The organism is Streptomyces sp. NRRL F-5122, assembly GCF_001507435.1.
Classification (GTDB): Bacteria; Actinomycetota; Actinomycetes; order Streptomycetales; family Streptomycetaceae; genus Streptomyces; species Streptomyces lannensis.
Map to the genome: position 1 here is coordinate 1 of NZ_LMWH01000147.1, position 378 is coordinate 378.

Annotated in this window: 1 pseudogene; it reads right to left on the reverse strand. The window is 68.8% G+C overall.

Going from position 1 to position 378, the window contains the following annotated elements:
• A pseudogene (locus ADL25_RS16810) lies at positions 1–378 on the reverse strand (amino acid transporter); the annotation flags it as partial.

A 378-nucleotide genomic window follows, 5' to 3' on the forward strand; every position in this document is an offset into this window, starting at 1 on the left:
TGCGGGGCCATGCCGTAGCGGGGCAGATAGCGGGGCATCAGGTTGAGCAGTCCGGCCATCGCGGAGGCGCCCGCGAACCACAGGATGGCGATGGTCGAGACGTCGTAGACGGTGCCGAAGGCGTTGCCCAGGTACTCGTGCGCCAGATAGGCCAGCGCACGGCCGTTCGCGGCGCCGTCCGGCCGGAACTCCTTCTCCGGGATCAGCAGGGTCGTGATGAAGCTGGTCGTGATGAGGAAGCCGCTCATGATGACGGCCGCCGTGGTCAGCAGCTTCCGGGTGTCGCGGATGCGGCCGGTGGGTTTTTCCTCGGTGTCGTCGGGGTCGCCCTGGACGTGGGGCATGACGGCGACGCCGGTCTCGAAGCCGGACAGGCCG